This is a genomic window from Stenotrophomonas maltophilia group sp. LNF247 (assembly GCF_054083135.1).
Window position 1 is genome coordinate 9,486 of the sequence record NZ_JBSRQL010000014.1, and the last position, 24,461, is coordinate 33,946.

At 67.9% G+C, this 24,461-nt stretch carries 20 protein-coding genes; 15 read left to right on the forward strand and 5 right to left on the reverse strand.

From position 1 onward, the window contains the following. The first annotated feature begins 46 nt into the window (after positions 1-46). Genes ACTXG9_RS14060 through bcsZ form a run of 9 tightly spaced genes read left to right on the forward strand, consistent with a single transcriptional unit; the run spans position 47 to position 14,002 of the window. On the forward strand, positions 47-1,585 hold the full coding sequence (locus ACTXG9_RS14060; protein ID WP_111098852.1) for a BcsE family c-di-GMP-binding protein: 1,539 nt from the start codon (positions 47-49) through the stop codon (positions 1,583-1,585). Further along, entirely contained in the window at positions 1,582-1,761 is a 180-nt protein-coding gene (bcsF, locus tag ACTXG9_RS14065) for a cellulose biosynthesis protein BcsF (RefSeq protein ID WP_021204326.1), read from the forward strand. Before ACTXG9_RS14060 ends, bcsF begins: the two co-directional genes overlap by 4 nt. Beyond that, positions 1,758-3,389: a cellulose biosynthesis protein BcsG gene (gene bcsG / locus ACTXG9_RS14070; protein ID WP_031270787.1), complete on the forward strand. Its 1,632-nt coding sequence runs from the start codon at positions 1,758-1,760 to the stop codon at positions 3,387-3,389. The genes bcsF and bcsG overlap by 4 nt, the downstream gene beginning before the upstream one ends. Continuing rightward, positions 3,389-3,568 carry a cellulose biosynthesis protein BcsR gene (gene bcsR, locus ACTXG9_RS14075; RefSeq protein ID WP_021204328.1) on the forward strand — a complete coding sequence of 60 codons (180 nt, stop codon included), beginning with the start codon at positions 3,389-3,391 and terminating at the stop codon, positions 3,566-3,568. The genes bcsG and bcsR overlap by 1 nt, the downstream gene beginning before the upstream one ends. Further along, positions 3,565-4,320, forward strand: a complete 756-nt coding sequence (bcsQ, locus tag ACTXG9_RS14080; RefSeq protein WP_021204329.1) for a cellulose biosynthesis protein BcsQ — start codon at positions 3,565-3,567, stop codon at positions 4,318-4,320. The genes bcsR and bcsQ overlap by 4 nt, the downstream gene beginning before the upstream one ends. Continuing rightward, entirely contained in the window at positions 4,320-6,944 is a 2,625-nt protein-coding gene (bcsA, locus tag ACTXG9_RS14085) for a UDP-forming cellulose synthase catalytic subunit (RefSeq protein WP_021204330.1), read from the forward strand. The genes bcsQ and bcsA overlap by 1 nt, the downstream gene beginning before the upstream one ends. Continuing rightward, positions 6,941-9,304, forward strand: a complete 2,364-nt coding sequence (gene bcsB, locus ACTXG9_RS14090; RefSeq protein ID WP_219634192.1) for a cellulose biosynthesis cyclic di-GMP-binding regulatory protein BcsB — start codon at positions 6,941-6,943, stop codon at positions 9,302-9,304. The genes bcsA and bcsB overlap by 4 nt, the downstream gene beginning before the upstream one ends. Beyond that, positions 9,304-12,885, forward strand: a complete 3,582-nt coding sequence (gene bcsC, locus ACTXG9_RS14095; RefSeq protein WP_456115504.1) for a cellulose synthase complex outer membrane protein BcsC — start codon at positions 9,304-9,306, stop codon at positions 12,883-12,885. Before bcsB ends, bcsC begins: the two co-directional genes overlap by 1 nt. Continuing rightward, complete coding sequence (gene bcsZ, locus ACTXG9_RS14100) at positions 12,869-14,002, forward strand: cellulose synthase complex periplasmic endoglucanase BcsZ (RefSeq protein ID WP_021204333.1); 1,134 nt, start codon at positions 12,869-12,871, stop codon at positions 14,000-14,002. The genes bcsC and bcsZ overlap by 17 nt, the downstream gene beginning before the upstream one ends. Positions 14,003-14,067: 65 nt before the next feature. On the opposite strand, the gene ACTXG9_RS14105 is transcribed toward bcsZ, so the two are convergent. Then, positions 14,068-15,384, reverse strand: coding sequence for an NCS2 family permease (locus ACTXG9_RS14105; protein ID WP_456115505.1), 1,317 nt, complete (start codon positions 15,382-15,384; stop codon positions 14,068-14,070). A gap of 124 nt (positions 15,385-15,508) precedes the next feature. Beyond that, the gene (gene ettA, locus ACTXG9_RS14110; RefSeq protein WP_005415249.1) at positions 15,509-17,173 is read right to left on the reverse strand and encodes an energy-dependent translational throttle protein EttA; all 1,665 of its coding nucleotides are present in this window, start codon (positions 17,171-17,173) and stop codon (positions 15,509-15,511) included. A gap of 252 nt (positions 17,174-17,425) precedes the next feature. Here ettA and ACTXG9_RS14115 point away from each other — a divergent pair, with 252 nt between their 5' ends. From ACTXG9_RS14115 to ribD, 6 genes are all read left to right on the forward strand, one after another. Then, entirely contained in the window at positions 17,426-17,902 is a 477-nt protein-coding gene (locus ACTXG9_RS14115; protein WP_019661032.1) for an RcnB family protein, read from the forward strand. Positions 17,903-18,061: 159 nt separating this feature from the next. Further along, positions 18,062-19,315: a serine hydroxymethyltransferase gene (glyA, locus tag ACTXG9_RS14120; protein WP_019661033.1), complete on the forward strand. Its 1,254-nt coding sequence runs from the start codon at positions 18,062-18,064 to the stop codon at positions 19,313-19,315. A gap of 66 nt (positions 19,316-19,381) precedes the next feature. Next, positions 19,382-19,801: a hypothetical protein gene (locus tag ACTXG9_RS14125; RefSeq protein ID WP_111096753.1), complete on the forward strand. Its 420-nt coding sequence runs from the start codon at positions 19,382-19,384 to the stop codon at positions 19,799-19,801. Between the two features lie 27 nt (positions 19,802-19,828). Further along, positions 19,829-20,278 (forward strand): hypothetical protein, encoded by a 450-nt coding sequence (locus ACTXG9_RS14130; RefSeq protein WP_021204335.1) that lies wholly within the window; start codon positions 19,829-19,831, stop codon positions 20,276-20,278. A 145-nt stretch (positions 20,279-20,423) separates the two neighbouring features. Beyond that, positions 20,424-20,945, forward strand: coding sequence for a transcriptional regulator NrdR (gene nrdR / locus ACTXG9_RS14135; protein ID WP_019661036.1), 522 nt, complete (start codon positions 20,424-20,426; stop codon positions 20,943-20,945). A gap of 120 nt (positions 20,946-21,065) precedes the next feature. After that, on the forward strand, positions 21,066-22,151 hold the full coding sequence (gene ribD, locus ACTXG9_RS14140) for a bifunctional diaminohydroxyphosphoribosylaminopyrimidine deaminase/5-amino-6-(5-phosphoribosylamino)uracil reductase RibD (RefSeq protein WP_456115506.1): 1,086 nt from the start codon (positions 21,066-21,068) through the stop codon (positions 22,149-22,151). Between the two features lie 25 nt (positions 22,152-22,176). On the opposite strand, the gene ACTXG9_RS14145 is transcribed toward ribD, so the two are convergent. The 3 genes from ACTXG9_RS14145 to ACTXG9_RS14155 all read right to left on the reverse strand — a co-directional run bounded on the left by ACTXG9_RS14145 (position 22,177) and on the right by ACTXG9_RS14155 (position 24,355). Continuing rightward, on the reverse strand, positions 22,177-22,563 hold the full coding sequence (locus ACTXG9_RS14145; protein WP_227852434.1) for a hypothetical protein: 387 nt from the start codon (positions 22,561-22,563) through the stop codon (positions 22,177-22,179). Between the two features lie 134 nt (positions 22,564-22,697). Continuing rightward, positions 22,698-23,582 (reverse strand): hypothetical protein, encoded by an 885-nt coding sequence (locus ACTXG9_RS14150; RefSeq protein ID WP_111102122.1) that lies wholly within the window; start codon positions 23,580-23,582, stop codon positions 22,698-22,700. A gap of 152 nt (positions 23,583-23,734) precedes the next feature. Beyond that, positions 23,735-24,355, reverse strand: coding sequence for an outer membrane beta-barrel protein (locus tag ACTXG9_RS14155; RefSeq protein WP_021204340.1), 621 nt, complete (start codon positions 24,353-24,355; stop codon positions 23,735-23,737). Positions 24,356-24,461 lie beyond the last annotated feature (106 nt).

Genomic DNA, 24,461 nt, shown 5'->3' on the forward strand with positions numbered 1-24,461 from the left:
GCTGCCGGGCCGTCGGCCTGGGTGAGGGGCAATGAAAGGATCCGGCGTGCCAGCAACACACCTTGCCATTGCCGGACTGCCCACCGAACTGGTGGAGATGCGCAGCGGGGGCCTGTATTGGGTCGTTGCCGCGGGCAGCGCGCCGACGGATCTGCTCGGTGCCGGTGTGCTGGCCACGGCCGACGCACTGGATGAGGCCGTGCTGGTCACGCTGGGGCGGGGGCCCGAATCGATGCTGACGCTGCTGCCGGCCGATCAGGGGCCGGCCCGCCTGCGGCTGTTCCAGCGGTCGCATCACGGCATGCAGCAGGCGCTGCGCGGGCTGACCGCCGATCTGCCGCGCACCGCCTCGGTGCGCACCCGGCTCAGCGTGGTGCAGTTCCCGGTGGCGGCGCTGGACGGCTGGGATGATGCCCGGCTGGCGCGCTGGTGCCAGCAGCTGCAGGACTGGGCCGGGCAGGCGCAGCAGGTGCTGCTGTTGCTGTGCCATGGCGAAGTGGCGACCCTGGCCCCGCGCCTGTTGTCATTGAACCGGAGCTGCGCCGGTGTGGCCCAGTTGCATCCGCATCGTGGTGCCCTGCAGCTGCTGCTGCACTACTGGTCCAACAGCCATGGCGTGGTGGCCCAGCGATCGTTCGGCGTCGAGCAGGAAAGCCGCGGGCTGCGCCATCTGGCCGAGGCCGATGCCGCCGGGACTGGGGTCGATGCCACCAGTGGCAGTGATCGCGATGTCTTCCTGGCCCAGACCGAAGTACTGGACGGTGCGCCGCCACTGTCGGCAGCCTGGCACCTGTATGACGGCTGGGCTGGATTGTTGCCGGCCGCGCTGCAGGCGCGCGAGGCCACCGTAGTGCTGGCCATCGACGAGAACGCCAAGGTGGATGCACTGGCCCGACTGCTGCACCGCCTGCGCCGGGAACGTGGCAATGCCCTGAAACTGGTGGTGCGCGAGCTGCAGCCCTGCCTGCGCTACGCTGATGAGCGGCTGCTGATGCAGTGCGGCTGCAGCCTGGTAGTGCCGTCAGCCACGCCGTTGCCGCGCCTGCTGACCCTGCTGGAAACCGTGCAGCGTCAGCGTTGGCAGGGCCAGCTGGCTGACGATCCGGAGCCGCTGATCCGTGCGCATCGGCCGCCACCGGTAAGCGGCCTGGTCAACGCCGCACGCTTCCGCCAGATCGCTGGCGAACGCATCGACCAGGACGGCAGCGCGGTGGAAAGCGCCGTGCTGGCGTTGCAGCCGGTGGCCGGCCTGCGCGCCGAGCAGACGTTGCAGCAGCTGCGCATCCGCCGCCAGGGCGATCTGGCCTGTGTCTACCGCGGGCAGGTGCGCCTGTTCCTGTTCGGGTGCCGGCGTGATGCGGTCGAACAGGCCCTGGGCAATCTGTTCCGCCTGCCCTGGCGGGAGCTGTTCGATGGCTACCAGCGTCTGGCCGAATACGACATTGCAGCGATGAACGCCGGCAGCAGCGATCCGGAGGCCGAGGTCCTGCCCGAAGCCCCCGCCGTCCTGCCGCCGGTGGCCCCGGCGCTGGAGGCGCCTGTTTTCACTGTCCCGAAGCCGCTGCGACTGGGAGATCGCGCATGACCACCGACCAGCAACTCTGGACCCTGATCGTCGCCTGTGCGCTCGTGATGATTCCCTTCGGTGCCATGCTCGGTACGCTGTGGCGTGCGCTGGGCCGCCGTGCCGCGCGCTGGCTGCCCCCTCGCCACCTGCGCCGCGCCGGTGTACGCCTGCGTGCGCCGCGGGGGGCTGCATGAGTCCGCAGGTGGCTCCCGCATCGCCCTTCGCCTGGGCCGACCTGCGCGGCTGGAACCTGTATTTCCTGTCCAAGGTGGTACTGGCCTGGATGGGCGCGCTGGATCTGAAGATCCTGCCCAACCTGCTGTTCCTGGGCGCGCTGCTGGTTCCACTGCGCTGGCGCTGGGCACGCATCGCGCGTACTGTCGCTGCGGTACCGGTGGGCGTGGCGCTGTACTACCAGGACACCTGGTGGCCGCCGTTCCGGCGCCTGTTGGTGCAACCTGGCGTGCTGGACTTCTCGGCGGATTACTGGCTCGAGCTGGCCCAGCGCTTCATCAACTGGCAGATGGTGGCGGTACTGGCGATGCTGGTGCTGGCCTACGTACTGCTCAAGCCGTGGCTGCGCATCACCACTCTGAGCGTGCTGGGCATGCTTGGCCTGGCTGTGATGGCGATACCGATGCCGGCGGGTTGGAACTGGGGGCAGGGTACCGCCACCGCGGCCACCACCAGCGTCGCAGGCACTTCAGGTGGCGGCCTGCCGCCGGCCAACAACGAGACGCTCAACGCATGGCTGGCAGGCTTCTACCAGCAGCAGGCCAGCCTCAAGACCAGCTTCCCGGCACCGGGCAGCGGCGCGCCGTTCGACGTCATCATCCTCAACATCTGCTCGCTGGCATGGAGCGATCTGGATGAAGTGGGGCTGCGCCAGAACAATCTGCTCGACCACATGGACGTGGTGTTCGACGACTTCAACTCGGCAACCGCCTACAGCGGCCCGGCGGCGATCCGCCTGCTGCGCGCCAGCTGTGGCCAGACCTCGCATACCGGGCTGTTCGATCCGGTGCCGGCCGAGTGCCAGCTGTTCTCGAACCTGCAGCGTCTGGGCTTCCAGAGCGAGCTGGCGATGAACCACGACGGTCACTTCGACGACTTCATCGGTGAACTGCACCAGTACGGCGGGCTGCAGGCACAGCCGATGGATATCAGCGCGTTTCCTAAAGCGCTGGTGGCGTTCGACAAGTCGCCGCTGCGCCGCGATGGCGATGTGCTGATGGCGTGGTGGAAACAGCGGCTGGCCGGGTCCAGCCAGCAGGTGGCGCTGTTCTACAACACGATTTCGCTGCACGATGGCAACCGCATCGTCGGCGCCGATGGCCGTTCGAATGCCGCCGACTACAAGGCACGTGCGGAAATGGTGTTGGGCGACATGGCCGGTTTCGTCGATGCGGTGGAGAAGAGTGGCCGCCGCGCAATGATCGTGGTGGTACCCGAGCATGGCGCGGCCCTGCATGGCGACCGCATGCAGATTCCGGGCATGCGCGAGATTCCCAGCCCGTCGATCACCCACGTGCCGGTGGGCGTGAAGCTGATCGGCATGGGCGCGCCGGCGGCCGGCGGCCCGCGTCATGTCCCCGAACCGAGCAGCTACCTGGCCGTGTCCGAGCTGGTTTCGCGCGTGTACGCGCTCAACGCCCAGTCGCCGCCGAGCGAGCGCAACTGGGACAGCCTGCTGAAGGGGCTGCCGCAGACACCGTCGGTGTCGGAAAACGAAGGCGCCAAGGTCATCGAGTACGCCGGCAAGCCCTGGCTGCAGCTGCAGGGCAGCCAGGCCTGGAGCCCCTACCCCGAGGAGGCACGCTGATGCCTGCCGACATCCTTGCCGTACCGGTCACGCTGTCCGTGGAAGAGGACGATATCGACCTGCTGCGCCGCAGCCTGGGCATGCCGGGGCTGCCCTACGTGGACTTCTCTGCCCAGCATGAGCGTGCCCAGGCGCTGGCGCGCTGGCCGTTGCTGGCCGAACTGGAGCCGCGCCGATGAGCACCGTGCTGTCGCTGCAGGGCATCCATGGCGGAACCGGTGTCACCACGGTGCTGGCCGCACTCGGCCAGGGCTTGCACGCGCAGGGCCAGCGCGTCCTGCTGGTCGAATGCAGTCCGGACCAGATGCTCGGCCTGCACCTGGGGCTGCCTGCCGACGTGGACAACGGTTGGGGGCGCGCGCAGCTGGACGGCACGGACTGGCGTGATGCCGCCTACGCTGTTGCAGCAGGACTTGCGGTGCTGCCCTATGGTCGCGTCGATAGCGAGGCCGCAATGCGCATCGAACAGCAGCTGCAACAGGCACCGGGCACCTGGGCCGAACGCATTCCGCTGCTGGAGACCCAGTTCGACTGGATCCTGTTCGACCTGCCGCAGCGCCTGCCGGCGCATGCAGCGGCCATCAACCAGCACGTGCGCTGCACGCTGCCGCTGCGCCTGGCCTGTGTCGATCCGGTCAGCCACGTGTTCCTGCAGCGGCAGCCGGAGGACACACGCCTGTTGCTGGCCAACCGCTATGACCCGGTCATCCCGGTGCAGCGCGATCTGATGCAGCTGTGGCTTCACGCGCACGGCCCGCGGCTGGTGCCGCAGCCGCTGCACGAGGATGCGCGGGTGCCCTCCGCGCTGGCCAGCAAGCAGCCACTGGGGCGCTATGCGACCGATTCGCTGGCCGCTGCCGATGTCGATGGCCTGGTGTTGTGGTGCCTGGCCGAGGCCGCACGGCGCCAGCCCGTTGCGGGGACACGCTGATGGGCGCCCGCGTCTACTACCTGGACTGGGGGCGCCTGCGCGAACGCGTGCATGCGCCTTGGCCAACCCGCTCGCTGCTGTGGCTGCTGCAGTGCGTGGGCTGGGCGTTCCTGCGCCTGGAAGGGCCGGCATGGCAGGCACAGGCCCCGCGCCTGCGCAACGCCTTCCCGCAGATCCAGGGTGACCGCCGCTGGCGCCCGGGCGATCCACTGCGGTTGTTGATCCAGGCCATGTGGCTGTCGGTGGTGCGGTTGGTACCGCAGCCCTCGCTGAGGCGGCAACGGTTGGCCCGGGCCCGTCGCGAACGCATTGCCGAACTGCGCGGTGCGGCCGGTCGCGGCCGCCTGCGCTACCTGCGCGCCATGCGCGATGCACCCAGTGAATTCTGGAACAGCCGCGTGGCGGCGTGGTTCGGCCGGAAGATGGGCAGCCTGTCGCCGCGTTCGCGGCACCTGCTGACCCTGCTGGTCGGGTTGGCCACGCTGGGGCTGGCGGCGCTGTGCATCACCCAGCCGTTCACCTATCTGGCGCAGTTCGTGTTCGTGGTGCTGCTGTGGGCCATCGCGCTGCTGGTGCGGCGCATGCAGGGGCGCTATGCGACGCTGGTACTGGTCGTGCTGTCGATCACCGTGTCCTGCCGGTACCTGTGGTGGCGCTATACGGCCACGTTGAACTGGAACAGCACCTTCGACCTGGTCTGTGGCGTGGTGCTGCTGGCGGCGGAAACCTACTCGTGGCTCGTACTGATGCTCGGTTACGTGCAGGTGGCCTGGCCGCTGCGGCGCCGCCCGGCGCCGTTGCCGGCCGATATCCGCCAGTGGCCGACGGTGGATGTGCTGATCCCCACCTACAACGAAGACCTGGCGCTGGTGCGGCACACCGTGTACGCGGCGATGGGCCTGGACTGGCCGGCCGACAAGCTGCGCCTCCACATCCTTGATGATGGCAAGCGCGAAGAATTCCGCGCATTCGCCGAGCGCACCGGGGTCAACTACATCACCCGTGCCGACAACCGCCATGCCAAGGCCGGCAACCTCAACCATGCGTTGACCCTGATCGATGGCGAGCTGGTGGCCATCTTCGACAGCGACCACCTGCCGGTGCGGTCGTTCCTGCAGATCACCTGCGGCTGGTTCCTGCGCGATCCCAAACTGGCGCTGGTGCAGACCCCGCACCACTTCTTCTCGGCCGATCCATTCGAACGCAACCTGCAGGTGTTCCGCAGCGATCCCAACGAAGGCGAGCTGTTCTACGGCCTGGTGCAGGACGGCAACGACCTGTGGAACGCGGCGTTCTTCTGCGGCTCCTGCGCGGTGCTGCGGCGCGAAGCCATCGATGCCATCGGCGGGTTTGCCACCGAGACCGTCACCGAGGATGCGCACACCGCGCTGCGGCTGCACCGCAAGGGCTGGAACTCGGCCTACCTGCGCATTCCGCAGGCGGCCGGCCTGGCCACCGACAGCCTCGGCGCGCACGTCAACCAGCGCATCCGCTGGGCGCGTGGCATGGTGCAGATCTTCCGCATCGACAACCCGTTGCTGGGCAAGGGCCTGAGCCTGTTCCAGCGCTTCTGCTATGCCAACGCGATGCTGCATTTCCTGGCTGGCATTCCGCGCCTGGTGTTCCTCACTGCGCCGCTGGCGTTCCTGCTGCTGCATGTGTACATCATCTACGCACCGGCGCTGGCCATCCTGTTGTTCGTGGTACCGCACATGGCCCACGCCAGCCTGACCAACGCACGCATCCAGGGTAAGTACCGGCGTCCGTTCTGGGGTGAGGTGTACGAGACGGTGCTGGCCTGGTACATCGCACGGCCCACCACCGTGGCGCTGTTCAGTCCGGGCCGCGGCAAGTTCAACGTCACCGACAAGGGCGGTACCCAGGCCGGCGATCGTTTCGACTGGCGCGTGGCGCAGCCCTACCTGGTGCTGGCGCTGCTGAACGTGCTGGGCCTGTGCTTTGCCGTGTGGCGCTTCGTGCACGGCCCACTTGACGAACGTGGCACGGTGATCGTGAGTTCGCTGTGGGTGCTGTACAACCTGCTGATCATCGGCGGTGCGCTGGCGGTGGCGGCCGAAGTGCAGCAGGTGCGACGCACGCATCGCGTCACCACCCGTCTGCCGATGGCGCTGCAGGTGCCCGATGGCCGCCGCCTGCGCGGCGTGCTGCAGGATTACTCCAACGATGGCGTGGGCGTCGAACTCGGCGAAGACGCACAGCTGGCCGAAGGCCAGCGCGTGCAGGTGCTGCTGGGGCGGGGTCGCCGCGAGTTCGCATTCCCGGCGCGCGTGCAACGCACGGTCGGCCAGCGACTGGGCCTGCTGCTGCTGTTCGAGGACGAGCGCCAGCGCGTCGAGTTCGCCCAATGCACCTTCGCCCGCGCCGATGCTTGGCTTGACTGGCACGCCGGTTACCAGCCCAAGAGCCTGCCGCGCAGCCTGTGGAGCGTGCTGGTCCTGGGCTGGCGCGGCTACCGGCGGATGGGTGATTTCGCACCGTTCGACCTCGACCGCCCCGCACATTGGAACCGTCGCCTGCTGCGATGGCTGGCCAGTTTTGCTCCGCAACGTCCGCTTCCTTCCCACCCGGCTGACCCAGCCGCTGATCCAGGGCTTCGTCCATGACCCGTCCGTCCTCTCTGCGTTGGCTGCTGCTGCCCCTGCTGGCCCTGCCCGTGGCGTCAGGCAACAGCGCGCCTGCCCCGGCGCCGGTTGTCCCTCCCACTACCGCGCCTGCCGCTCCGCCGGCGCCGGGGGTGCCGGCCGCGCCAGCCACCACGCCTGCCACCGGTACCGAGCCCGCGCTGGCGCAGACCTGGGCGGGCAGCGCCTGGCCCTGGCAGCGGCAGAACACCTTCGCGCAGCTGGGGCGCCGCCAGGACACGCTGCTGTCGGGCGTGCGCAATGCCACCACCTTCGAGTTCCAGGTCCGCCGTGACCGCCTGGTCCGCGATGCCGAGCTGGATCTGAGCTTCACGCCTTCACCGTCGCTGCTGCCGACCCTGTCGCACCTGCGGGTCTATCTCAACGACGCGATGATGGGCGTGGTGCCGATCAGCAACGAGCAGCTGGGCCGCCCGGTGCAGGCCAAGCTACCGCTGGACGCGCGCCTGATTGCTGATTTCAACCAGGTCCGCCTGGAGTTCGTCGGCCACTACACCGACATCTGCGAAGAGCCGACGCACAGCTCGCTGTGGGTCAATCTCTCGAGCAACAGCACGCTGCGCCTGGGCGGCCAGCCGCTGGCGATGCAGGACGACCTGGCCAACTTCCCGCTGCCGTTCTTCGATCCGCGTGATACAGCACGGCTGGAACTGCCAGTGGTGTTCGCCGCTGCGCCGAGCCTGGCACAGCAGCGGGCGGCGGCGGTGATGTCCTCGTACTTCGGCAGCCTGTCCGGCTGGTGGCGCCAGGCACGTTTCCCGGTCAGCTTCGGCACGTTGCCGGACAAGGGCCACGCGGTGGTGCTGGCGGTCAACGGCAGGTTCCCGCCGGTGATCGCCAACCATGCCCCGGTGAACGGCCCGATGATCGAACTGATGTCGCTGCCGGAGGATCCGCAGCGGAAGCTGCTGCTGGTGCTGGGCCGCAACGATGACGACCTGCAGAAGGCCGTGGCTGCGATGGCGGCCGGCAACGTGCTGTTCCGCGGCCGCCAGGTCAGTGTCGATGAGGTCAAGCCACTGGCCCCGCGCAAGCCGTACGACGCACCGAACTGGGTACGCACCGACCGCGCCGTCCGCTTGGCTGAACTGCTCGACTATCCGCAACAACTGCACGCCAACGGCGTGTCGCCGCAGCCGATCACGGTCAACCTCAACCTGCCGCCGGATCTGTTCATCTGGCGCAACCAGGGTATTCCGCTGAACCTGCGCTACCGCTACACGCCGCCGTTTGGCAGCGATGAGTCGCGGCTGGGCGTGGCGATCAACGACCAGTTCATCTCCAGCTTCCCGCTGGTGCGCCGCAACGGCAAGCAGGGCCTGGAGGAAATCCGCCTGCCGGTGCTGGCTGGCGATGCCGGTGCCGATGACGGTCGCCTGCTGATTCCGGCGCTCAAACTGGGCGACCGCAACCAGCTGCGTTTCGATTTCAACTTTGCCAGCGTGATGGGCAGTGCGCAGCGCGATCATTGCCAGACCGTGCTGCCGCCCAACCTGCAGGCAGCGATCGAAGACGACTCGACCATCGACTTCTCCGGATTCCATCACTACATGGGCCTGCCGGACCTGTCCGCGTTCGCGCTCAGTGGATTCCCCTTCACCCGCATGGCCGATCTGTCGGAGACTGTCGTGCTGGTGCCGCCCCAAGCCAACGAGGCACAGGTCAGCCTGCTGCTGAACCTGATCGGTGGGCTGGGCGTGCAGAGCGGCTATCCGGCCTATGGGCTGCGCCTGTCCGATGACTGGAAGCAGGCCAGCGCGCTGGATGCGGACCTGCTGATGCTGGGTGCCCTGCCGGCCGAACTGCGCGGTAGCCAGCAGCTGTCGCTGCTGATCGACGACCAGCGCACGCGCCTGCTCAATGGCCAGTCTCCGTCGCCGCAGCAGGCGATGGAACAGGCCCGCCGTGGCAGCCGCGATGGCGATCCAGCGGTGACCGAAGTGGCAGTGAGCGCGCAGGCACCGTTTGCCGCGATCATCGGCATGCAGTCACCGACGCATGCGCAGCGCAGCATCGTTTCGCTGGCCGCCAGCAATGCCGCCGACTACGGCCTGCTCCACGATGCACTCAGCGATACCGGCAAGCGCGAAGCCATCGCCGGCTCGGTGGCGATCCTGCGTACCTCGGGCATTCACAGCCAGTTCGTCGGTGATCACTACTACGTTGGCGCGCTGCCGTGGTGGCTGCTGCTGTGGTACCACCTGGCCGACCACCCGGCGCTGCTGGCGGTGCTGGCCACGCTGGTGGTGCTGATGGTCGCCTTCCTGCTGTGGCGCGCGCTGCGCTGGGTCGCGGCCAAGCGCCTGGACCCGGGGCACTGATGGCACGTACGCGGCATCCGCTGGTCACCGCGTCCGGCCTCGTCCTGTTGGGACTGGCCGGTGCCGGGCCCTGCGCGGCGCAGGCCTTGCCCGATACGCCGGGCGGAACCGTCGCCGAGCAGCGCCAGTGGCTGTTGCAGCAGGTGCGCATCGGTGAGGCCACCGGTCGCCAGAGTCTGATCGAAGACGCCCTGGCGCGGCTGCGCATGCTGGCACCGGATGATCGCGGCACCTTGGTGGCGATCCTGGAAGTGCAGCTCTCGCAACAGAAGCTGCAGGATGCCGAGGCGACCCTGAAGCGCCTGCGCGAGATCGGTACAGGTACCCGTGAACTGGCCGCCGGCGAACGCCTCTGGAGGGCCTACCGCGGTGATCTGCAGCAGGATCTGCAGCAGGCGCGCCTGTTCGCTGCCGGTGGTCGCAGCGCCGAAGCGCTGGCGATCTACCGCCGCCTGTTCAACGATGATCCACCCGGCCTGCAGCTGGGCCTGGAGTACTGGCGCCTGCGCGGCGGCCAGCCGGATGGGCGTGCACAGGCGATCCGTGCGCTGGGCGAACTGGACCGCAGTTATCCGGGCAATGTGCCATTGCTGCAGGCGCTGTCGCAGATGCTGTTCGCTGCCGGCCGCGATGCAGAGGCGCTCGCCGCGCTGCAGCGCATGGGGCGTAATCCGGAGGCCCGCGGCATGGCGGCGGACGCCGAATGGGCCTACCTGAAGGATCAGCCGGCCGACGACCGCAGCGTGCGCCGGCTGCAGGACTTCATCACCCGCAACCCAGCGTTTGCCGACATCGCGTTGGTGCGCGAGCGCTACACCGACCAGCACAAGCGGGTCAGCGACCCGGCGTGGCGCGCCGGCCTGCGCGGCCAGCAGCTGCTCGACGCAGGCCGCAATGCAGAGGCCGAGCGCGCTTTCCTGCAGGCGTTGCGCGGCTATCCGCGCGAGCCCGACCTGTTGGGGGGGCTGGGCATGGCGCTGATGCGCCAGGGCCGCCGCGAGCAGGCCATCAGCTATTTCCAGCGTGCGGTGCAGGCCACCCCGGCCGGCGACAGCAACGACAAGTGGCGCGACCTGATCGCCAGCACCCGCTACTGGCTGCAGCTGGACCAGGCCGATGCGGCGCTGGCGGCCGGCCGGCTGGACGAGGCCGAGCGCCTCTATGCGCAGGCGCATCGCCAGCAGCCCCGCGACGTCAATGCTGCACTGGGCCTGGTCGACGTGGCCGTGGCCCGCGGTGACGACGCCGCAGCCGAACGCCAGCTGCAGGTTGCGCGGCGGATGGCGCCCAACGATGCCAACGTGATCCGCAAGCTGGTGCAGCTGTACGGCCGCACCGACCCGCAGCGGCTGGAAGCCTTCATCAACGCACTGCCCGCTGCGCAACGCAGGTTGTATGCCGAAGACCTGCGCCAGCTCCAGATCAGCCGCCTGCGTGAGCGTCGCGAGCAGGCGCTGGCTGCCGGTGATGCGACCACCGCGATCATGCTGGGACAGAAGCTGCACGGCGAACTGCCGGGCGATGCATGGCTGGCCTACGCGCTGGCCAACGAGCTGCGCGCCGCTGGCCGGCAGGACGAGGCCGACGCGGCGGTGGCCGACATGGCCACGCATAACGACAGCGCCGAAGCGCGCTACGCGCAGGCGCTCTACCTGTCGGGATCCGATCGGCTGCCGCAAGCGCTGGCGGTACTCGACGCGCTGCCGCAGGCGAAGTGGAACGATGACATCCGCGCGCTGTCGGCGCGCCTGCAGCGGCAGCAGCTGGTCGATCATCTGTGGGATCTGCGTGCGCAGGGCAGGGAGGCCGAAGCCATCGCGCTGCTGCAGCAGCAACCGCCCAGCACCGACAATGATCTGCTGATGGCCGAGTGGGCGCGCCTGCGCGGCGATCACGTGCAGGCGCTGCACTACTACCAGCGCGTGCTTGCCGCACAGCCGGACAATGTGGATGCGCAGCTGGGCCAGGTCCAGGCCTGGATTGGCACCGGCGATCTGGCCAGCGCACGCCGCCAGATGCACGACGCACCGCCGGCAGTGGACGATGACGAGATCGGCCAGCAGCGTCAGCTCGCCACCATCTGGACCGACCTGCGCGAGGACACGAAGGCCCTGGCGATCCTGCGCGCGTTGCTTGCGCGCAAGGCCGGGCCAGACGCACAGTCCTGGCGTGATGCGGCACGGCTGGTGCGCCGCGATGATCCGCAGCAGGCGCTGGACATGTACGCGCAGGCGATGGCCGACAACGGCCTGTTGGCTCCCGGCCAGGTCACGCCGCGCGACAACCGCGCGTTGACCCTGGCCAGCCGCGAGACAGCCGGCGATGACTGGTTGCGGCGCAGCCTGCGCAGCGATGTGGAAACCCTGTACCAGCAGGAGAATCCCACCCTGACGGTGATGCAGGACACCGGTCGCCGCAGCGATGGCACGCCGGGCATTTCGCGGCTGTCGCGCGATACCCGCATCGCGCATCTGGACGCGCCATTCGCCGGTGGCCTGGGCTGGGCGCGCATCGAGCAGGTCAGCTTCGATGCGGGCCGCTTCCAGACCGATGAGAGCGGCGCCTACGACGAGGATTTCGGCAGCTGTGACCTGGATCTGCTGCAGGCCGACGACAGCCGCCTGCGCGCACCGGGCTGCACCCGCTTCGTGCACCAGCGGCGCACCTCCGGTGCCGGCTTCGCCGTCGGCTGGCGCACCCTGGATGACCGCTGGAACGTCGATATCGGCCACACCCCGTCCAACTACGTGGTCGGCAACTGGCTTGGCGGTGTCACCCTCAATGGCGACCTCGGGCGCTTCGGCTGGGGCGCCACGCTGTCGCGGCGGCCGATGACCAATTCGCTGCTGTCGCAGGCCGGTGCGGTTGATCCGCGCAGCGGCATCAGCTGGGGCGGCGTCACCGCCAACGGCGTGACCTTCAGCCTCGGCTACGACCAGGGCGGCCGCGATGGCGTGTGGTCGAACTGGAGCTGGCATCGGCTGACCGGGCACAACGTGGTCGACAACACCCGCGCACGCGCGATGGTGGGCTGGTACCACAAGCTGATCCAGCGCCCCGACATGCGGCTGGATGTGGGTACCACCGCGATGTACTGGCGCTACCAGAAGGACCTGGGCGGCTACTCGCTGGGCCAGGGCGGCTACTACAGCCCGCAGCGCTATGCATCGCTGAGCCTGCCGGTCAGCTTTGCCTGGCGCAACGACGTGTGGTCGGTGCGCCTGGATGGCTCGGTCAGTGTGTCCAGTGCGCGTACCTCGTCGATCAGCCGTTTCCCCGACCAGGCCTTGATCGAGCGCGTGATTGCACAGCTTGAGCCGCAGTACGGCCCGCTGCGGCTGGACGAGGCCGGCCTGTACACCGGTGACAGCAGCAGCACGGGCACCGGGTACCGCCTGTACGGCGCGGTGGAGCGCCGCCTCGGCGACCACTTCGTGCTGGGCGCTGCCGGCACCCTCCAGCGCAGCCGCGATTTCTCGCCGAATTCGTTCCAGCTCTACCTGCGCTACACCTTCAAGCCCTGGCAGGGAAACCTGCCGCTGCCCGTATCACCACTGGTGCCGTATGGCGAATTCCGCTGACCTGCGGCGACGGCGCCTGCTGCAGGCGGTCGCCACGCTGCCGCTGCTCGGCGTGTGCCGTGTGCAGGCCGCGCCCGACGCGCGCTGGCCGGCGTGGCAGGTACTGCTCGACAGCAGCCTGAGCCGCGACGGGCGCATGATCGATCGCAGCCAGGACGATCAGCGCAGCACCTCCGAAGGCCAGTCCTATGCCTTGTTCTTCGCCCTGGTCGACAACGACCAGGCGCTGTTCGACCGCATCCTGGGCTGGACCCAGGACAACCTTGCCGGTGGCGACATGGGCAAGCGCCTGCCGGCCTGGCTGTGGGGACGCGATGACGCCGGCGCCTGGCGGGTGCTGGACGACAACCCGGCCTCGGACTCCGATCTCTGGCTGGCCTACGCGCTGCTGGAAGGCGCGCGGCTGTGGCGCCGTCCGGCGCTGAAGGCCATCGCGGAGGGCATGCTGGTGCAGGTGCGGGCGCGCGAGATCGTGGATCTGCCCGGGCTCGGCCCAATGCTGTTGCCAGGCCCACAGGGGTTCATTGAAGGGGACGCCACGCGGGTCAACCCCAGCTATCTGCCACTGCCGCTGCTGCGCCGCTTTGCGGCGGAGGATCGCAGCGGGCCGTGGCAGGCGCTGGCGCGCAACAGCGTGCAGTTGCTGCAGCAGAGCAGCCCGCACGGGTTCGCACCGGACTGGGCGGCGTGGAAAGGCGATCGCTTCGTCGTCGATCCGGTGCGCGGTGCGGTCGGCGGCTACGACGCCATCCGCTGCTACACCTGGGCAGGCATGACCGCATCGCGCGATCCGTTGTTCCGCGCGCAGCTGGCGGCGCTGTCCGGACCGCTGCAGCGCCTGCGCAGTGGTGCACCGATGTGGGAAAAGATCGACACCCGCAGTGGCCAGGGGCAGGGCGAAGGCAACTACGGATTCCGCGCGGCCCTGCTGCCCTATCTGATCGCGCAGGGCGAAGCGGAGCGCGCGCAGTCGCTGCGGGCCAGCCTGCCCAGCGCCGAGCAGCAACGCGCCGATGCACCGGCCTATTACTCGCAGATGCTGGCCCTGTTCGGCGTGGGTTGGGCCGAAGGACGCTGGCGCTTCGCCACCGACGGCCGCCTACAGCCGCGCTGGTAGCTGCAGCGCTGCGGGGTCAGGTACCTACGCAGCGCAGTGGGCTCCGACCGACCCTCAGCCAGGCATCATTCCAGCGCGTAGCGCAGGGTGAACAGCACCGCCACCAGCCACACCGCCGGATGCACTTCGCGCCAGCGGCCGGTGCCCGCCTTCAGCGCGGCATAGGCGATGAAGCCGAAGGCCAGGCCGTTGGCAATGGAGTAGGTGAACGGCATTGCCAGCGCACACAGCGCGGCCGGCACCGATTCGGTCAGGTCGCTCCAGTCCACCTCCACCAGTTCGCGCAGCATCAGGCCGGCCACGAACAGCAGCGCCGGCGCGGTGGCATAGCTGGGCACCATCGACGCCAGCGGCGAGAACAGCAGCGCGGCCAGGAACAGTGCCGACACCACCAATGCGGTCAGGCCGGTGCGGCCGCCCACCTGCACGCCCGAGGCGCTTTCGGCAAAGGCCGTGGTGCTGCTGGTGCCGAGCACCGAACCGGCCACGATGGCGGTGCTGTCGGCCAGCAGCGCGCGGCCGAAACGCTTCTGCGCGCCGGGCAGCTTCAGCAGGCCGGCGCGACCGACCACGCCGTACAACGTGCCGGTGGCATCGAACACTTCCACCAGCACGAACACCAGCACCACCTGCAGCAATACGGCGATCGGCGCACCACCGTCATGGTGCAGCAGGCCCGGCAGGTCCAGCTGCAGGAAGGTCGGCGCCAGGCTCGGCGGCAGCGAAACCAGGCCCTGGTACTGCACATCGCCCAATGCCCAGCCGGCGCCGGTCACCGCGAGGATGCCGATCAGGATCGCACCACGCACGCGGCGCGCTTCCAGCACCGCGATCAGCAGGAAGCCGGCCAGTGCCAGCAGCGGCGGCGCCGTGTTCAACGGTCCCAGTGCCACCAGCGTATCTTCATTGCCGACAATCACGCCGGATTTCTGCAGCGCGATGATCGCCAGGAACAGGCCGATGCCGGCCACGATGGCCGAGCGCAGCGACGAAGGAATGCCCGATACCAGCCATGCCCGAACGCCGGTCAGTGACAGCACCAGGAACACCAGGCCGGAGATGAACACCGCCGCCAGCGCCTGCTGCCACGGCAGGCCGGCAGCACCAACCACGGTGAAGGCGAAGAACGCGTTCAGGCCCATGCCCGGTGCCATGCCGACCGGGACGTTGGCGGCCAGCGCCATCACCGCCGAACCCAGTGCAGCAGCCAGGCAGGTGGCCACGAACACCGCGCCGGCGTCCATGCCAGTGGTGCCGAGGATCTCGGGGTTCACGAAGACGATGTAGGACATCGTCAGGAAGGTGGTGACACCGGCCAGCAGCTCGGTGCGCACGGTGGTGCCGTGCTGCTGCAGCTGGAACAGGCGCTCGAACAGGGACATGGGGAATCTCGACCCGTTGGTGGTGGGTACCGACCGTTGGTCGGTACGCCTTGAAGCGTCACCACCAACGGTGGTGACCTACCGAAAGGAGAAAGGCCGCGCGAGCGCGGCCTTTCCGGTTGCCTTACTTCAGCGCCTTGAAGCGCAGGCGCTTCGGCGCAGCGTCGTCGCCCATGCGGCGCTTCTTGTCTTCCTCGTACTCGCGGTAGTTGCCCTGGAAGAACTCCACGTGCGAGTCGCCTTCGAAAGCGATGATGTGCGTGGCGATGCGGTCCAGGAACCAGCGGTCGTGCGAAATCACGAAGGTGTTGCCCGGGAACTCCAGCAGCGCATCTTCCAGCGCACGCAGCGTTTCGATGTCCAGGTCGTTGGACGGTTCGTCCAGCAGCAGCACATTGCCACCCTGCAGCAGGGTCTTGGCCATGTGCAGGCGGCCACGCTCACCACCAGACAGCGAACCGACCATCTTCTGCTGGTCCTGGCCCTTGAAGTTGAAGCGGCCGATGTAGGCGCGCGACTGGATCTCGATGCCGTTGATGTTGAGGATGTCCAGGCCGCCGGCGATTTCCTGGAAGACGTTGTGGTTGCCTTCCAGCTTGTCGCGGCTCTGGTCCACGTAGGACAGCTGCACGGTCGGGCCGATCACGATCTCGCCCGAATCCGGCTTTTCCTGGCCGGTGATCATCTTGAACAGGGTCGACTTGCCGGCGCCGTTCGGGCCGATGATGCCGACGATCGCGCCCGGCGGAATCAGCATCGAGAGGTTGTCGATCAGCAGGCGGTCGCCGAACTTCTTGGAGACGTTCTTGAACTCCATCACCATGTTGCCCAGGCGCTCGCCCGGCGGAATGAAGATTTCGTTGGTCTCGTTGCGCTTCTGGTAATCCTGCGACTGCAGCTCTTCCAGGCGGGCCAGACGGGCCTTGCCCTTGGAACGGCCGCCCTTGGCGTTCTGGCGCGACCACTCCAGTTCCTTCTGGATCGCCTTCTGGCGGGCCTTTTCCTGGTTTTCTTCCTGCTTCAGGCGCTCATCCTTCTGCACCAGCCATTCGGTGTAGTTGCCCTTCCACGGAATGCCGCGGCCGCGGTCCAGTTCCAGGATCCACTCGGCGGCGTTGTCCAGGAAGTAGCGATCGTGGGTAACGGCCACCACGGTGCCGGTGTAGCGCGCCAGGAACTGTTCCAGCCATTCCACCGACTCGGCGTCGAGGTGGTTGGTCGGTTCGTCCAGCAGCAGCATGTCCGGCTTCTGCAGCAGCAGGCGGCACAGCGCCACGCGGCGCTTTTCACCACCGGACAGGTTGGCGATCTTGGCATCCCACGGCGGCAGGCGGAGCGCATCGGCGGCCACGTCCAGCTGGTTTTCCAGGGTATGCGCATCACCGGCGGCCAGGATCGCCTCCAGGCGCTCCTGCTCCTTGGCCAGCGCGTCGAAGTCGGCACCTTCCTCGGCGTAGGCGGCATACACCGCTTCCAGCGCAGCCTGCGCCTGCAGCACTTCGCCCACGCCTTCCTCGACCGACTCGCGCACGGTCTTGTTCGGGTCCAGTTCCGGTTCCTGCGCCAGGTAGCCGACCTTGATGCCCGGCTGCGGGCGGGCCTCGCCCTCGAAATCGGTGTCCACGCCGGCCATGATCTTCAGCACGGTGGACTTGCCGGCGCCGTTCAGGCCCAGCAGGCCGATCTTGGCACCCGGGAAGAAGGACAGCGAGATGTCCTTGATGATCTGCCGCTTGGGCGGGACCACCTTGGACACGCGGTTCATGGTGTAGATGTATTGCGACGACATGAGGTCTCCGTAGGCGCGGCCCTGCACCCGACCCGTCACGGGAACATCCCGTTGCGGCAGCGGGCACAGACTGGAATGGAATACCGCCAATTATAGCCGGAACCGGTTCCGGGCCGCGCCCGGCGCAGGGGCGCCGGCTGGCCGTGGCCTGAATACTGCGTCACAGTCCTGCAGCGGGAAGCGTTTCCAGCCGGAAACGGTTCAGATCGGTTGCGCAATATGGGCTCACCACCACCCAAACAGAGGTCTGACATGCGCATCAATCGAGTAATGGCCAGCGCCGTGGCCTCTGTGCTGGCGCTCGGTGCCGTGGCTCCCGCCTTCGCCGACAACGACCACCGCCGCGGCCACGACCGCCGCGAGTGGCGCGAGGACCGCCGCGAGTGGCGACAGGACCGCCGTGACTGGGAACGCGACCGCCGCGAGGCCCGGCGCGACTGGGAACGCGACCGCCGCGACTGGCACCGCGACCATGACCGCTACTACCGCCCGGCACCGCCGCCGCGCGTGGTCTATCGACCGGCCTATGGCCCGGGCTACGGCTGGAAGGTCGGCCACCGCTACCGCGACTACTACCGTGGCCCGATCTACGTGGTGAACGACTACCCGCGCTACCACCTGCGCCGCCCGCCGCATGGGCACCACTGGATCCGCGACGACCGCGGCAACATGCTGCTGGTGGCGGTGGCAACCGGCATCATCGCCGACTACATCATCAACAGCCGCTGAGCCGGCGGCCACGTCCACGCATGGCGTGGATCCACTGGCATGCACGGGGCCGGATTCCTTCGGAAGTGCCGGCCCCGTCCTTTTCGGCCCCGGCGGGCCGGTGCGGGGCTACAATCAGGGGCTGAGCCGTACCCCTTTCCCTGCCTGCTGGAGTACCCGATGTTCCCGCGTGACGTCCGCATCGAATCCTACGATCCCGAACTGGCCAAGGCCATTGCCGCTGAAACCCAGCGCCAGGAAGACCACGTCGAGCTGATCGCCAGCGAGAACTACACCAGCCCGGCGGTGATGGAAGCCCAGGGCAGCCAGCTGACCAACAAGTACGCCGAAGGCTACCCGGGCAAGCGCTACTACGGCGGCTGCGAATACGTGGACATTGCCGAGCAGCTGGCGATCGACCGCCTCAAGCAGCTGTTTGGTGCCGACTACGCCAACGTGCAGCCGCACAGCGGCTCGCAGGCCAACCAGGCCGTGTACTTCGCCCTGCTGCAGCCGGGTGACACCATCCTCGGCATGAGCCTGGCCCACGGCGGCCACCTCACCCACGGTGCCAAGGTGAATGCCTCGGGCAAGCTGTTCAACGCCGTGCAGTACGGCGTGAACGACCAGGGCCTGATCGATTACGACGAAGTCGAGCGCCTGGCCCTGGAGCACAAGCCGAAGATGGTCGTTGCCGGCTTCTCGGCCTATTCGCAGGTGATCGACTGGGCGCGCTTCCGCGCCATCGCCGACAAGGTCGGTGCCTACCTGTTCGTCGACATGGCCCACGTGGCCGGCCTGGTCGCCGCTGGCGTCTACCCGAGCCCGCTGGAACACGCCCACGTGGTGACCTCCACCACCCACAAGACCCTGCGCGGCCCGCGTGGCGGCATCATCATCGCCAAGGGCGCCGACGAAGACCTGGTCAAGAAGCTGCAGTCGATCGTGTTCCCGGGCATCCAGGGCGGTCCGCTCATGCACGTCATCGCCGGCAAGGCCGTGGCCTTCAAGGAAGCGCTGGAACCGGCCTTCAGGACCTACCAGCAGCAGGTGGTGAAGAACGCCCAGGCGATGGCCAACACGCTCATCGCGCGCGGCTACAAGATCGTCTCCGGCGGCACCCAGAACCACCTCATGCTGGTGGACATGATCGGCAAGGACGTGTCCGGCAAGGACGCGGAAGCCGCGCTGGGCAAGGCCCACATCACCGTCAACAAGAACTCGGTGCCGAACGACCCGCGTTCGCCGTTCGTGACCTCGGGCCTGCGCCTGGGTACCCCGGCGGTGACCACCCGTGGTTACGTCGAACAGGACTGCGTGGACCTGGCCAACTGGATTGCCGACGTGCTCGATGCACCGAACGACGACGCTGTCATTGCCCGCGTGCGCGACGCCGTCAGCGCGCAGTGCCGCAAGTACCCGGTCTACGGCTGATCGAAACAGGGGTCGGATCCCTTCCCGCAGGGCAGGGCTCTGACCCCGGCATTGCAGCGATCGCGCATGGATGAGCGCCGCCTCAAGTACCTGTACGCCACCCTGGCCGTGCTGTTCGGCCTGCCCAGCCTGGTGGCCGGCGGCTTTGCCGCACTGATGCTGCTGCTGACGGGGCTGGGCCAGTTCGGCCATGGCACGCTGGCTGCGGTGACCGTGATGCCGCTGTGGGGCCTGGCCGGCATTGCCGGCTGCCTGGCTTGGTTGTGGCTCAGCGCCGGGTATCTGCTGCAGGGGCGTGCCGGGCTGCAGGTGCATCGCCTCTGGTGGTGGATGCTGCTGGCCGGCGGTCTTGCCGCCGTGCCCCCGCTGGGGCTGGCGCTGTGGTGGAGCAGCACCGTCCACGCCGAAGGCATCGCCCTGCTGCTGTTGGGCCCGTCGATGCTGGTGCCGGCTGCGATGCTGGTGTGGATCAAGCGCCGGGCATGACGTGGCCCATGGAAGGACATCGAACGCATGGATGAGCGCCTGCACAAGCGCTGGATGGCGATCGCCGGCCTGCTGGTGGGCCTGCCCACCGTGGCGGCAGGCGGCACGGGTGCCGTGCTGGGGCTGATGGCCGTATGGGACGGCAAGTACCTGACGGGCGACGAGTACACGCTGTTGCTGCTGTGGTCGTCGGCCGGCATCATCGGCCTGCTGTCGTGGCTGTGGCTGAGCGGGCTGTTCCTGTGGCGCGGTGTTGCCGGCCTTCGCCAATCACCGGTCATGGCCTGGGTCGGCCTGGCGTTGGGTGGCTTGGCCGCGTCGGGCGTGGTCGTCGCCACGCTGTACTCCACGATCAGCAATGGCGAGATCTCGACATTGGGCTTCCTCGGGTTTGGCCCGCCGCTACTGGTGATGTCCGGGCACTTGGCGTGGCTGCGCTGGGCACGCATGGCATCGCCGCCACCCGCACCCGGTTGAGCCGGGCATCCGAACTCGCCGGACACGCTGGGTAGCCAGAATGCAGGCGCCTCCGCGCAAGGCAGCATTTGCTGCGGCGCCCTTTCTCAGGTACCTTTGCGACGCTGCCATGACCGTGGCAATTGCTCCCTGAGCCAGGCGTTCCATGCATTGCCCCTTCTGCCAACATGCCGATACCCGGGTCATCGACTCGCGCGTCTCTGAAGACGGCGCGACGATTCGCCGTCGGCGGGAATGCGAAGCCTGCGGCGAGCGCTTCAGCACCCTGGAAACGGTCGAGCTGAAGCTGCCGGCCATCGTCAAGAGCGATGGCACCCGTGAAGCGTTCGACCAGCGCAAGGTCCGCGCGGGGTTCGATCGCGCGCTGCAGAAGCGCGCGGTGCCCGAAGAAAAGATCGAAGCAGCGGTACGTGCGGTGGTGCACCAGCTGCGTATCAGCGGCGAGCGCGAAGTGCCCTCGATCAAGGTTGGCGAGTTCGTCATGAACGAACTGCGCAAGCTCGACCACGTGGGCTACGTGCGCTTCGCTTCGGTGTACCGCAGCTTCGAGGACGTGGCCGATTTCCGCGAGGAGATCGAGAAGCTCGAGCGCGAGCTTCCGGCCAGTACCGAACAGCTGCAGCTGCTGGGCGATGTGATTGCCCTGACCAAGAAAAAGAAAGGCTGACTGCCTCTGCCTTGGGGGTGCCAACCTTGGTGGGCACCGGTGGCCGCATTCACTGGTGGGTGCCAACCGTTGGTTGGCACTGACGGCATGGATCCACACCGGCGGCGTTACCATGGCCGCATGACCACCCCGTTCTCCGTCCTCGACCACCTGCACATGGCCAACGCACTTCGCTTGGCCGAGCGTGCCGCCTACACCACCCGTCCCAATCCGATGGTCGGCTGCGTGATCGCCCATGGCGAACGCGTGGTCGGGCAGGGCTGGCACCAGCGCGCCGGTGGCCCGCATGCGGAAGTGTTCGCGCTGCGCGAGGCCGGCAGCGACGCCCGTGGCGCCACCGCCTACGTCACCCTGGAGCCCTGCGCCCACTACGGGCGCACGCCGCCGTGTGCGCTGGCACTGATCGAAGCGGGCGTGTCGCGAGTGGTCGCGGCGATGCGCGATCCGTTCCCCAAGGTCGATGGCGGTGGCTTCGATCTGCTGCGCAACGCCGGCATCGACGTCGCCGAAGGGCTGATGGCGGCACAGGCGCGCGAGCTCAACAAGGGTTACCTGTCGCGCGTGGAGCGCAATCGCCCATGGCTGCGGGTGAAGCTGGCCGCCAGCCTCGATGGCCGCACCGCGATGGCCGATGGCAGCTCCAAGTGGATTACCGGGCCGGCCGCGCGCGAAGACGTGCAGCACTGGCGCGCACGTGCGGGTGCAATCCTGACCGGCGCCGACACCGTGATTGCCGACGACCCGATGCTGACCGTGCGCCTGGCCGAGACCGAGGTGATGCCACCGCTGCGCGTGGTGCTCGATTCGCGCCTGCGTTCGCTCGAATGCAGCCGCGTGCGCGAAGGCGGGGCCCCGACGCTGTACCTGCACGATGCGGCGGTGAGCGCGCCGGATGCGGCCGACGCCGAATTCGCCAGCGTGCCCAGCGCAGAGGGACGGTTGGATCTGGGCGCGGTGCTGGCCCTGCTGGCCGAACGCGGCATCAACGAAGTGCATACCGAAGCCGGCGCGACGCTGGCCGGTGCCTTGCTGCGCGGCGGCTGGGTGGACGAGCTGCTGCTGTACCAGGCCCCCACACTGCTGGGCGACGGCGGACGCCCGTTGCTGACCGGCCTCGGCATCGATGCCATGGACCAGCAGCGCCGCCTGCGGGTGGTTGACCAGCGCCAGGTCGGCGAGGACATCAGGCTGCTGCTGCGGCCGTGAGGGAATGGCGGTATCTCCGGCGTCGTCAGGTGCCCTTGTCCTCGTCCTCGTCTTCGTAGGCGGGGCACTGTTCTTTCCACTGCTGCTTCCACAGCACGTGCAGGTCGCGGCAGTAGGCACTGAGCGCTTCCCCCGCCAGCTCTGTCGACTTCGACCGTAGTCTGCGGCGGCTGATGCCGTCGTCGTACTCGTCCGGCAGGACCGTCGGTGCACATCGATCGTGGTACTGCAGGAACGCGCGGCAGTCGTCGTTCTCGCTCAGCTGTGCATCGATGTCCCTGTCACGTAGCTGGTTCGACTCGAAGGCAACCGATGGGCGGATGATGAAGGTCTTGGGCCTGTACGCTTCGGCCTGCCCACTCACCATCAGCGCCAGCAGCATGACGGTAGTCGACGTCGTACGATGTTTCATGCGGTTGCCCCGGTGGAAGAGGGCAACAGCATTGACCATGCGGGCCGCGCAAGGCCATGCAACGGTTCTGAAAGTGCGCTCGCCGTTGCCGCAGGTAACGATGAGCCGAGCGTGGGCTCGGCTCTAGCTCGCGCTTACGCGCATTCGTCGGTCCACATCATTTCGGCGATCGGGCGCAGCGCCTTGCACTCCTGCGTCATCTCATCGGCTGACTTCACCTGCGCCTTGGCCTTCAGTTCCTCGGCCATCGCATCCACGCCGCTGATCTGGTCCGGCGCGATCTTCGCTACGCAGGCGCGGTGTTGCTGCAGCAGCAAGTCGCAGCCCGGTACGCCGGTTACTTTCGGCGCGCTGGCGGCCTGTGCATCCTGCATCCAGTCCTCGAACGGCGCCAGCGCACCGGCTACGGTGCCCACCAGATCGTCAAAATTACCGCTGTACCAGTAGCCGTTGTCCTTGGCCGGGTACAGGGTGAAGGTGCCGTTGACCGGCACGCGCATGCCACTCAGCAGTGCCTGGGTATAGGCATCGGTGAACTGCTTGCGCGCGGCCGGGCTGGCGTCAGACGCGAGGCTGGCGGCAAACAGCGGGCGGACCTTGCCCAGGTCGGGCAGCTGGCAGTTGTAGGTGATCCGCGCCAGTTTCTGGTCTTCAACGTACTCGTTGTCTTCGATCACGCTCTTGGTCGCGCGGCACTTCGAATCACGCAGCGCCTTGGCATACAGCGCTTCGGTGGCCGCAGCGTCGACCTTGGCGCCGGTGCTGGCCAGTACCGTCTGCCAGGGTTCGGCCAAGGCCTTGGCCAGCGCACCCGGGTTGGGGGTCACGGCATCCTGGCCCTCGAACGCCGGCTTCAGTGCGTCGTTGAGCGTGCGCGTGGCGGCCGCGTCGTCCTCCAGCAGCACGCGTGCATACAGGTCGAAGGCCTGCTCGGGCGTCAGTTGGGCCGGTGCCGCGCTGGCAATCAGCGGGGCGCACAGCAGCACGCTGGCCAGAAGGGTACGGGTGGGGGTCTTCATGACGGTGTTTTCCTGTTCCAGAGGCGCGCAAGCCTAGCGCATCTACCCACACTTTCGATGGCGCGATGCAGCCAGGTGACGGTGTGCAGCGGCCAAAAAAACGGGCCCCTTGCGGGGCCCGTTCGATCGCACGACGAGGAGCGATCGTTGGATCAGAAGCTGGCGCGGACGCCGGCCGAGTACTGGGTGACGTCGCGGTAGCCGGAGATCTCGCCCACCAGACCCCAGGTCCTGGTGAAGTTGATCTGGCCGCCGACGGTGCCGACCCAGGTGCCCTTGAAGTTGTTGCCGCCGTCCATGTAACCGGCCTTGACCCAACCTTCGGTCATGCGCGACGGCTTGCCACGGATACCCAGGGTGACGCGGCCCAGGTTGGTGTGATCCTTCTGGCTGAAACGCAGGCCGTCGTAGCGGACGGTGGCTTCGGCGTTCTGGCGCACCCATGCGGCATCGGCGGTGAAGTCCAGGCGGTCGGTCCACGGCATGTGGTAGCCGATGCCGAGCTCCGGCTGGTTCAGTTCCAGCTTCAGCGAATCATTGCCGTAGTGATTGGTCTTGCTGGTGCGCGACCAGCCACCGAACACGTAGACCTGTTCGGCGATCGCCACGGAACCACGCAGGTAGCCGCCGTCGACCTTGGGGTCGTCCAGTGCGTTGTCGTCAACCTTGACCTGCGTCCAACCGCCTTCGACGTAGGTGTAGCTCAGGGCGTCGGCCGAAGCCGAGAGCGGGGCGGCGGCCAGCAGGGCGGCCACGATCAGCATCTTGCGCATGGGAATTCCTGTGAATTTCAGTCCATTGGCGGGCCAGCCCTCTCGGCTACCCGTGGGCGACCTCATGTCGTCCGCTGCGAATTTTAATGAAAGTTTTACAAATTGC

Excerpts from the sequence above, each read along its gene's own strand:
- bcsF (WP_021204326.1), top strand. The coding sequence starts at position 1,582 with ATGACCACCGACCAGCAACTCTGGACCCTGATCGTCGCCTGTGCGCTC.
- bcsG (WP_031270787.1), top strand. The coding sequence starts at position 1,758 with ATGAGTCCGCAGGTGGCTCCCGCATCGCCCTTCGCCTGGGCCGACCTG.
- bcsR (WP_021204328.1), top strand. The coding sequence starts at position 3,389 with ATGCCTGCCGACATCCTTGCCGTACCGGTCACGCTGTCCGTGGAAGAG.
- bcsQ (WP_021204329.1), top strand. The coding sequence starts at position 3,565 with ATGAGCACCGTGCTGTCGCTGCAGGGCATCCATGGCGGAACCGGTGTC.
- bcsA (WP_021204330.1), top strand. The coding sequence starts at position 4,320 with ATGGGCGCCCGCGTCTACTACCTGGACTGGGGGCGCCTGCGCGAACGC.
- bcsB (WP_219634192.1), top strand. The coding sequence starts at position 6,941 with ATGACCCGTCCGTCCTCTCTGCGTTGGCTGCTGCTGCCCCTGCTGGCC.
- bcsC (WP_456115504.1), top strand. The coding sequence starts at position 9,304 with ATGGCACGTACGCGGCATCCGCTGGTCACCGCGTCCGGCCTCGTCCTG.
- bcsZ (WP_021204333.1), top strand. The coding sequence starts at position 12,869 with ATGGCGAATTCCGCTGACCTGCGGCGACGGCGCCTGCTGCAGGCGGTC.
- ACTXG9_RS14105 (WP_456115505.1), bottom strand. The coding sequence starts at position 15,384 with ATGTCCCTGTTCGAGCGCCTGTTCCAGCTGCAGCAGCACGGCACCACC.
- ettA (WP_005415249.1), bottom strand. The coding sequence starts at position 17,173 with ATGTCGTCGCAATACATCTACACCATGAACCGCGTGTCCAAGGTGGTC.
- ACTXG9_RS14115 (WP_019661032.1), top strand. The coding sequence starts at position 17,426 with ATGCGCATCAATCGAGTAATGGCCAGCGCCGTGGCCTCTGTGCTGGCG.
- glyA (WP_019661033.1), top strand. The coding sequence starts at position 18,062 with ATGTTCCCGCGTGACGTCCGCATCGAATCCTACGATCCCGAACTGGCC.
- ACTXG9_RS14125 (WP_111096753.1), top strand. The coding sequence starts at position 19,382 with ATGGATGAGCGCCGCCTCAAGTACCTGTACGCCACCCTGGCCGTGCTG.
- ACTXG9_RS14130 (WP_021204335.1), top strand. The coding sequence starts at position 19,829 with ATGGATGAGCGCCTGCACAAGCGCTGGATGGCGATCGCCGGCCTGCTG.
- nrdR (WP_019661036.1), top strand. The coding sequence starts at position 20,424 with ATGCATTGCCCCTTCTGCCAACATGCCGATACCCGGGTCATCGACTCG.
- ribD (WP_456115506.1), top strand. The coding sequence starts at position 21,066 with ATGACCACCCCGTTCTCCGTCCTCGACCACCTGCACATGGCCAACGCA.
- ACTXG9_RS14145 (WP_227852434.1), bottom strand. The coding sequence starts at position 22,563 with ATGAAACATCGTACGACGTCGACTACCGTCATGCTGCTGGCGCTGATG.
- ACTXG9_RS14150 (WP_111102122.1), bottom strand. The coding sequence starts at position 23,582 with ATGAAGACCCCCACCCGTACCCTTCTGGCCAGCGTGCTGCTGTGCGCC.
- ACTXG9_RS14155 (WP_021204340.1), bottom strand. The coding sequence starts at position 24,355 with ATGCGCAAGATGCTGATCGTGGCCGCCCTGCTGGCCGCCGCCCCGCTC.